Annotated in this window: 7 protein-coding genes and 1 tRNA gene; 5 read left to right on the top strand and 3 right to left on the bottom strand. The window is 67.4% G+C overall.

Translation table 11 applies throughout. The features are described from left to right. The 3 genes from ACIQ3R_RS13175 to ACIQ3R_RS13165 form a co-directional block, all read left to right on the top strand. Positions 1-738: tetratricopeptide repeat protein (locus tag ACIQ3R_RS13175; protein WP_397419221.1), on the top strand; the 738-nt coding region annotated here is incomplete at its 5' end. Continuing rightward, a complete protein-coding gene (locus tag ACIQ3R_RS13170; RefSeq protein ID WP_397419219.1) occupies positions 705-1,667 on the top strand; it encodes a hypothetical protein in 963 nt (320 codons plus the stop codon). The genes ACIQ3R_RS13175 and ACIQ3R_RS13170, both read left to right, overlap by 34 nt. A 47-nt stretch (positions 1,668-1,714) precedes the next feature. After that, positions 1,715-1,804: transfer RNA gene (locus tag ACIQ3R_RS13165), tRNA-Ser, on the top strand. 381 nt (positions 1,805-2,185) lie between these two features. Here the strand turns inward: ACIQ3R_RS13165 and ACIQ3R_RS13160 are convergent. From ACIQ3R_RS13160 to ACIQ3R_RS13150, 3 genes are read right to left on the bottom strand one after another with little or no spacing between them, the layout of a single operon-like run. Continuing rightward, the gene (locus ACIQ3R_RS13160; RefSeq protein WP_397419217.1) at positions 2,186-3,823 is read right to left on the bottom strand and encodes a recombinase family protein; all 1,638 of its coding nucleotides are present in this window, start codon (positions 3,821-3,823) and stop codon (positions 2,186-2,188) included. Continuing rightward, positions 3,820-4,221 (bottom strand): DUF2924 domain-containing protein, encoded by a 402-nt coding sequence (locus ACIQ3R_RS13155; RefSeq protein ID WP_397419215.1) that lies wholly within the window; start codon positions 4,219-4,221, stop codon positions 3,820-3,822. The genes ACIQ3R_RS13160 and ACIQ3R_RS13155 overlap by 4 nt, the downstream gene beginning before the upstream one ends. After that, positions 4,218-4,490, bottom strand: a complete 273-nt coding sequence (locus ACIQ3R_RS13150; RefSeq protein WP_397419213.1) for a DUF3489 domain-containing protein — start codon at positions 4,488-4,490, stop codon at positions 4,218-4,220. The genes ACIQ3R_RS13155 and ACIQ3R_RS13150 overlap by 4 nt, the downstream gene beginning before the upstream one ends. A 241-nt stretch (positions 4,491-4,731) precedes the next feature. Here ACIQ3R_RS13150 and ACIQ3R_RS13145 point away from each other — a divergent pair, with 241 nt between their 5' ends. Together ACIQ3R_RS13145 and ACIQ3R_RS13140 are read left to right on the top strand one after the other, a co-directional pair. Next, positions 4,732-6,009: a site-specific DNA-methyltransferase gene (locus ACIQ3R_RS13145; protein WP_397419211.1), complete on the top strand. Its 1,278-nt coding sequence runs from the start codon at positions 4,732-4,734 to the stop codon at positions 6,007-6,009. Next, positions 6,006-6,791: a DUF5681 domain-containing protein gene (locus tag ACIQ3R_RS13140; RefSeq protein WP_397419209.1), complete on the top strand. Its 786-nt coding sequence runs from the start codon at positions 6,006-6,008 to the stop codon at positions 6,789-6,791. Before ACIQ3R_RS13145 ends, ACIQ3R_RS13140 begins: the two co-directional genes overlap by 4 nt. The last annotated feature ends 73 nt before the right edge of the window (positions 6,792-6,864 follow it).

The raw sequence follows: 6,864 nt of genomic DNA, 5'->3' as shown, positions 1-6,864 counted from the left end.
TACAAGGGCGCCGCCCGCGCCGCCTCGCGTGTCACCGACGCCGTGCCGCAGAACCTCGACGGCTGGAAGCTGCTGGGCGCGGCCCAGACCGGCGCGGAAAACTGGAAGGGCGCCCGTCGGGCCTACGAGCGCGCGGTGAAAATGGCGCCCGACGATCTGGGCGCGCGCGGGGGCCTGGGCCTGGCGCTGGCCCGTCTGAAGGACCCTAAGGCCCAGGAGCAGCTCGACTGGCTGAAGGCCAAGGCCGCCAACTGCGGCGCCGGCTGCGACGCCGCAGCTCTTCGCAACCTGACCACAGAGGTGGAAAAGGCGCTCGGCGCTGCGCCCGGCCCCAGCGCCCGACTTGATCAGCCGCTGATCCTCGCCGCCGTCGGCGACCGTGCCTATCTCGACGCCGTGGGCCTGATCAACGAGCGCCGCTACGAGTCGGCGCTGGAGAGCCTGGATGCGGCCCGCGCCGCCTTCGGACCGCACCCCGACGTGCTGACCTACCAAGGTTTTGCGCATCGCAAGCTCGGTCGGTTCGAAACAGCTGAGGGCTACTATCGCCAGGCGCTCGCCGCAGCGCCGGATCACCGGGGCGCGCTGGAATACTACGGTGAACTCAAGGTCGAGCGCGGCGACGTCGCCGGGGCGCGGCGCATGCTGGCCCGGCTGGAACAGGTCTGCGCCTACGGTTGCGCCGAGGCCGAAACTCTACGGTCTTGGATCGACGCGGGCGGCGAGCCCGGCCGCTGAGCCGGCTCCGCGCGGCTGCCGGCCTTGCGCTGGCCCTGGCGGCGTCGACTGCGCTTGCATCGGATCGCCTGCGCCCGTTGCGGGCGATGGCCTGGTTGGCGCCTGGGGCCGACCTCGCCGCCGCCCTGGGGCGCGAACCGGCCGAATGCCTGAAGACACCCGCTGATCCCGCGCTGGCCCGCTCAGTCGAGATCGGCCGGGCGGCGTTCCGAGATCCGTTGCTGCTCGGCGGTCAGGCGGCGCGCGCCGGGCTCTCCTGCGAGAGCTGCCACGCCGGCGGACGCGACAATCCCCGCTTTCGTTTTCCGGGTCTCTCCGGCCCGCCGGGCACCGCCGATGTCACCAGCTCGCTGTTCTCAAGGGTGCGCGGCGACGCCGTCTTCAACCCTCGCCCCATCCCCGATCTCGCCGGGCCGCGCGCGACGCTGAAAACCCCGCCCGAGGCGCTGCCGGCCTTCCTCCGCGGGCTGGTGGTCGAGGAGTTCGACGGCGCCGAGCCGCCCGCCGCCGTTCTCCAAGGGCTCGTCGACTATATGGCCGCCCTTGACCCCGCCGCCTGCCCGCGGGCGCGGGAGGCTCCGGTGACGCTGGCCGGCCACCTCGCCAACGCCCGCCGCGCGCTGGCCGCCGCCGCCACGGCGCCCGACCCCGAGACCGCCGCCCGCATGGTCGCTGCGGCCCGGGCGGCCTTGTTCCTCGTGGATGAGCGCTACCAGCGGCTGCCCGCGGAGACGCAGGCGCTCCGCGCCGCCGCCGCCCGCCTCGCGCCCCTGCAAGCCGCCGCCCGCGCCGGCGCACCGGACCTCGCCCGCGACCTCGACGGCTGGCTGTCGGACTCGCGGCGGCTGGAGCGCCGGCTCGCCGCCCGCGAAGCCGAAAGCCTCTACGCGCCGGCCCGCCTGAGCGGCTTGCAGCCCGACCGTCCCTGACGGTATATGCGCGCCTCCGCACGCGCCCCCGGGCGCGCCGAGACGGAGGTGAGGTGGCCGAGTGGTTGAAGGCGCACGCCTGGAACGCGTGTATAGGTGAAAGCCTATCGAGGGTTCGAATCCCTCTCTCACCGCCACTCAGACCCCCAACCGGTCTCTGAATTCCCTGCTCTGACGCAAGGCGCGGAATTCGCGGCGCTATTCGCCGCCAAACCGCGGCGGCGCGAGCCGTTTCCACACTAATTCGCGCGCCTGCGAGCGGCAATACCGCCCCCGTCTCTGCCGGTCCGCGATCCGGTCGAGTTTCCCTGTTATTCCCTGCTAACAGGGAATTCGTGCATTTTTCAGGGGTCGAAATCCGGGCCCGATCACCGCGGAACCCGCACTTTCTTGCGTGTTGTGAGTGACTTACGAGATCCTGAAGCCGAAGTTCGCGACGAAAACAACAGGGAACATTTTCGCGCAGAACAGGGATCGTAAATCAGCGGAACAGGGATCAATTCCCGCCGTAACAGGGACTATCTTTCGGGAAAACCGAACGCCCGCCGCTGCGCCGCCCAGGAGGTCGGGATCGGTCCGTGGACCAGCAGTTCCATGTTGAACCCCGGTGGCTGGCTGCCTTCCAGGATCAGCCGCTGAATGTCCGGCGCAAGGAAAGCCAAACGGCAGATCCGGCGCTCATAGGCATTGGAGGGGGCCTTGATGTCCGTGGCGGCGAGCGCGCCATCAACCGCGCTCCAGCCCAAGGCGCCCGCGATCCGGTGACCCAAACGCAGGCCTCGGATCAGCGCCGGATCGCGGCGGGCGTTTCGCCCGTGGGCGGAACCGTCGGGCGGCACGAGCCAGGTGCGCCCCCCGCGGAGCTTGCACCGTATGGGCAGGCTGAGGATCGCCAGGTTGGGATCTTCGATCATGACTTCGCAACCTGCGAGCCCCGCGCGAAGTAGGCGCGTCTTCAGGAGCGTGACTCGCACGGCCGCGGCCCCAACCTCGACACGGGTCACGGCCATCAAGAGCGTCCGCAAGTCAGCGCCATCCGGCGCCTGAACCCGGCCGGCGAGATGATGCTGTAGGAGTTCCTCGATTTCGGGGGCGGACACACGGCGGACGGCGTCGGGGTCCGGGCGTGTCGGACGGCCCAGCTGCAGGGGTGAGGAGACGTAGTAGCGATAGACCTGCCCCGACTTGCCGTGGGTGAAGCTGGGGCTCATCGGCGCGCCGTCGAGATCGAAAAGCAGTCCCTTTAGGGCCATGGTCGCCGATCGCAGTGGCCGCTGCTTCCACGCCCCGCGGTTTCCCGCGAGGAGGGTCTTGGCGGCCTCGAAGACATCGGGATCGATGATCGCTGGATGGCACCCGGGATAGGACTTCTCCCCGTGCGGGATCTCGCCGAGGTAAACCCGGTTCTTCAGCAGGTGAAACAACGCGCCCCTTGAGAGCCGGACGCCGCCGATGGATCGGCCGTTCTTCGCGACCCACCGCTTCGACCGAATCCCATCAGCATCCAGGCGGGCCTCCAGGGCATGGACCGAGCCTAGCTCCAGGTAGGTCTGGAAGATCCGGCGGACGGTCTCGGCCTCAGCCGGATTGACGACCAGCGCTCGGGTCTGCGGGTCAATGGGTGCGTCGTAGCCCAGCGGCAGGTTGCCGCCCATCCACATGCCCTTGGCCTTGGAGGCGGCGATCTTGTCGCGGATCCGCTCGCCGGTGACTTCACGCTCGAACTGCGCGAACGACAGCAGGACGTTCAGCGTCAAGCGTCCCATCGAGTTTGTGGTGTTGAACGCCTGGGTCACGGACACGAACGAAGCGCCGGCCGCATCCAGCCGATCGACGATCTTGGCGAAGTCCGACAGCGATCGGGTCAGGCGGTCGACCTTATAGACCACGACGATATCGATACGGCCGCTGTCGACATCGGCTAGCAGCTTCTCCAGGCCCGGCCGGGTCAGGTTGCCGCCCGAGAAGCCGCCGTCGTCATAGGCCGTCGGCAGGACCTTCCAGCCCTCGGCGACCTGGCTCTTCACATAGGCCTCGCAGGCCTCGCGCTGGGCATGCAGGCTGTTGAAGCTCTGGTCGAGGCCCTCCTCCGAGGATTTGCGGGTGTAGATCGCGCACCGGATGACCTTGGCCGGCGAGGCCACCTTGCGGGTCATTTTGCGTCCGCCGGATCGCGAAGCCCAAAGAACCTGGGCCCGTTCCAGCGGACCCCGGTGATCAGGCGAGCGATCTGAGAAAGGCTGCGGTAGCGATCCCCGCGATAGAGAAAGCCCCCGCCGGTTATGGCGATCACCTCGTGGGCCACTCCCTCCCACTCGCGGACAATCCGCGTGCCGCCCGCAGGTTCAGCCGCGGCGCGGACACTCACCGGTCGCCGCAGCGCACGGCGCAGGTCGGCATCCAGTCCACCTTCGCGTTCCGCCTGGATACGCCAGGCCAGTATGTGGGCGAGCAGCTCTGGGGACCGCAGCGTGGGCGGGGCGCCGTAGCGCTCCCGCCAGCGCGCCCGCAGGTCCTCAAGGCTCAAGCCTTCAAGGGCGTGCGGATCGCTCATACCGCCGCCACCAGGTAGCGGGTCACGCCGTCCACCCTTACGGCGGTCACGCTCAGGTCGGTCCTTTTCTTTAGCGTCCCGGCGATGAAGCCGCGCACCGAGTGGACCTGCCATCCGACAGCGGCGGCGAGGTCGGCGGCTGTGGCGCCGGTCTCTGTCCCCATCAGAGTGATGAGCGTCTCCGCGCGGGTGACCTTAGGAGCCTTCGCCTGGGTTTCGGTATCCTGGCGCTTCGCTTTTTCGCGGCTGCGGCGCTGCTTGATCGTCATTGTCGTTGTCCTTTGCACAGCGGGGCCGAAGGGCCGGCCCGCACTGAGCAGAGCCCGGGACCGCCGGGCTGGACGTTCACAGCAATGCTCGCCGCTGGGCGGCAGTCCAGTCGAACCTGCGACAGCTCTTCAGGCGGCGATCACCAAAGTTGCGAATCGAGAAAGTTGCCCGTACGTTCTCTCTATGGACGGTGCTTCTTCGCAATCAGCGCACAGCATCGAACATCGGGCGCCAAGCTCGTTGCGACCATACGAGCGCAATGCTCGGACCCACTCCAAAAAGCAGATCCGGCAGATCGCCGACAGCATCGAACGCTTCGGCTTCACAAATCCGGTTTTGATCGGCGACGCCGATGAGATCATCGCCGGCCACGGCCGCGTCGCCGCAGCCAAGCTCCTGGGCATGGAGAGCGTGCCGACCCTGCGGCTCTCCCATCTGAACGAGACCGAGCGTCGGGCCTATGTGCTGGCCGACAACAAGCTGGCGCTCAACGCCGGCTGGGATCAGGAGATCCTGGCGATCGAACTCCAGGCCCTCGTCGACCTGCAATTTGACGTAACGCTGACGGGCTTTTCCCTGGCCGAGATCGACCTCACCCTGGACCTGGCCCGCGCCAGCGATGCGGACGGGCCTGCCGGCCCTGAGGATGACATCCCCGAGATGGCCACCCAGGCCGTCAGCCGGCAGGGCGACGTCTGGAACCTCGGGCGCCATCGGCTGATCTGCGGTGACGCCCGCAACCGGCAGCACTACGCCGACCTGCTGCAGAGTGAGACCGTCGATCTGGTCTTCACCGACCCCCCGTACAACGTGCCGATCGATGGCCACGTCTGCGGACTCGGCCGTATCCGGCATCGGGAGTTCGCGATGGGTGTCGGCGAAATGTCCCGGGACGCCTTCACCGGCTTTCTCACCGAGACCCTCGGCGCCATGGCGTCAGTCTGCCGAGATGGCGCCATCGCTTTCGTCTGCATGGACTGGCGTCACATGGGCGAATTGCTCGAGGCCGGCGAGGCCGTGTTCAGCGAACTGAAGAACGTCTGCGTCTGGAACAAGACCAACGGTGGCATGGGCGCCTTCTACCGCTCCAAGCACGAGATGGTCTTCGTGTTCAAAGTGGGGACCGAGCCACACACCAACACCTTCGGCCTTGGCGACACCGGCCGCTACCGGACCAATGTCTGGGACTATCCCGGGATCAGCAGCCTGGGGTCCAAGCGCAACGAGAGCCTGGAGCTGCATCCCACGGTCAAGCCGACCGCGTTGGTCGCCGACGCCATCCGCGACTGCTCCAGGCGCGGCGACATCGTCCTGGACGCGTTCGGCGGATCCGGCACGACGCTGATCGCTGCTGAAACCTGCGGGCGTTCGGCGCGCTTGATCGAGTTCGATCCACTCTACTGCGACACCATCATTCGCCGGTATGAGCGGCTCACCGGGAAGTCCGCAAGGCACGCGGAAAGCGACCTCGCCTTCGAAGAGGCAGAGGCATCACGGTCACAGGAGGCCGTAGCGTGAGCGACGGTGACGGCAACCCTTCGAAATCGGTCGTCGGATACCGAAGTCCGCCGGTGGAGCATCAGTTCAAGAAGGGCAGGTCCGGCAACCCTCGCGGTCGCCCGCGCAAGGCGAAGCCACCGGTGAAGGACCTCCTCTGGGACTACCACATCGCGGACCTGATCCTGCTCGAAGCGGCGCGTCCGGTGCAAATCCGTGAGAACGACCAGATCGTCGAGCTGCCGATGATACAGGCGATCCTCCGCAGCCTCAGTGTCGCGGCGCTGAAGGGTGATCGACGGGCTCAGCTCGCCGCGGCCAGCATGGTTCAAACGACACAGGACAAGCTTCTCGACGCGCGCCGGACGGTCTACCAAGCGGTGAAGGACTACAAAGATCGCTACCGTAAGATCTTCGCCGACTATGATGCGCGTGACGAGCAGCGGCCCGAAACGGTGCCTCACCCCGACGAGATCGTAGTCGACGAAGACACGCTGCGCATTCGCTACAACGGCCCCGCGAGCCACGACGAAAAGGCGGAGTGGGACAAGCTGTTGCAGCGCCGGGACGCGTTCAAGGAGGAACTAGAGGAGCTGAAGGCTGAGGTTGCCCGCTCGCCGGAGGATGCGCACGTCTACGAGGACGACATCAAGTACGTCGACTATTTCGTGCGCTTGATTGACCAGACGATCCCCGACGAGAAGACGCGTCGAGAACCGGGCTTTGACCTGCGGAGTTGGCGAGAGCAGCGGCGCGACCCGACGCTTAGGAGGCCGACGTTCGGCTCGCGCTCCGGTCGGTAGCTCATCGGCGTCAGCTTTGCGCCAGGAGGGGACATTGGCATCTGGGCCAAAAGCGGACCCTCCCAATGTCCGC

Source organism: Phenylobacterium sp. (assembly GCF_044371015.1).
In the GTDB taxonomy this organism is placed as follows: Bacteria; Pseudomonadota; Alphaproteobacteria; order Caulobacterales; family Caulobacteraceae; genus Phenylobacterium.
This window is presented reverse-complemented; position numbering and strand designations above follow the sequence as displayed.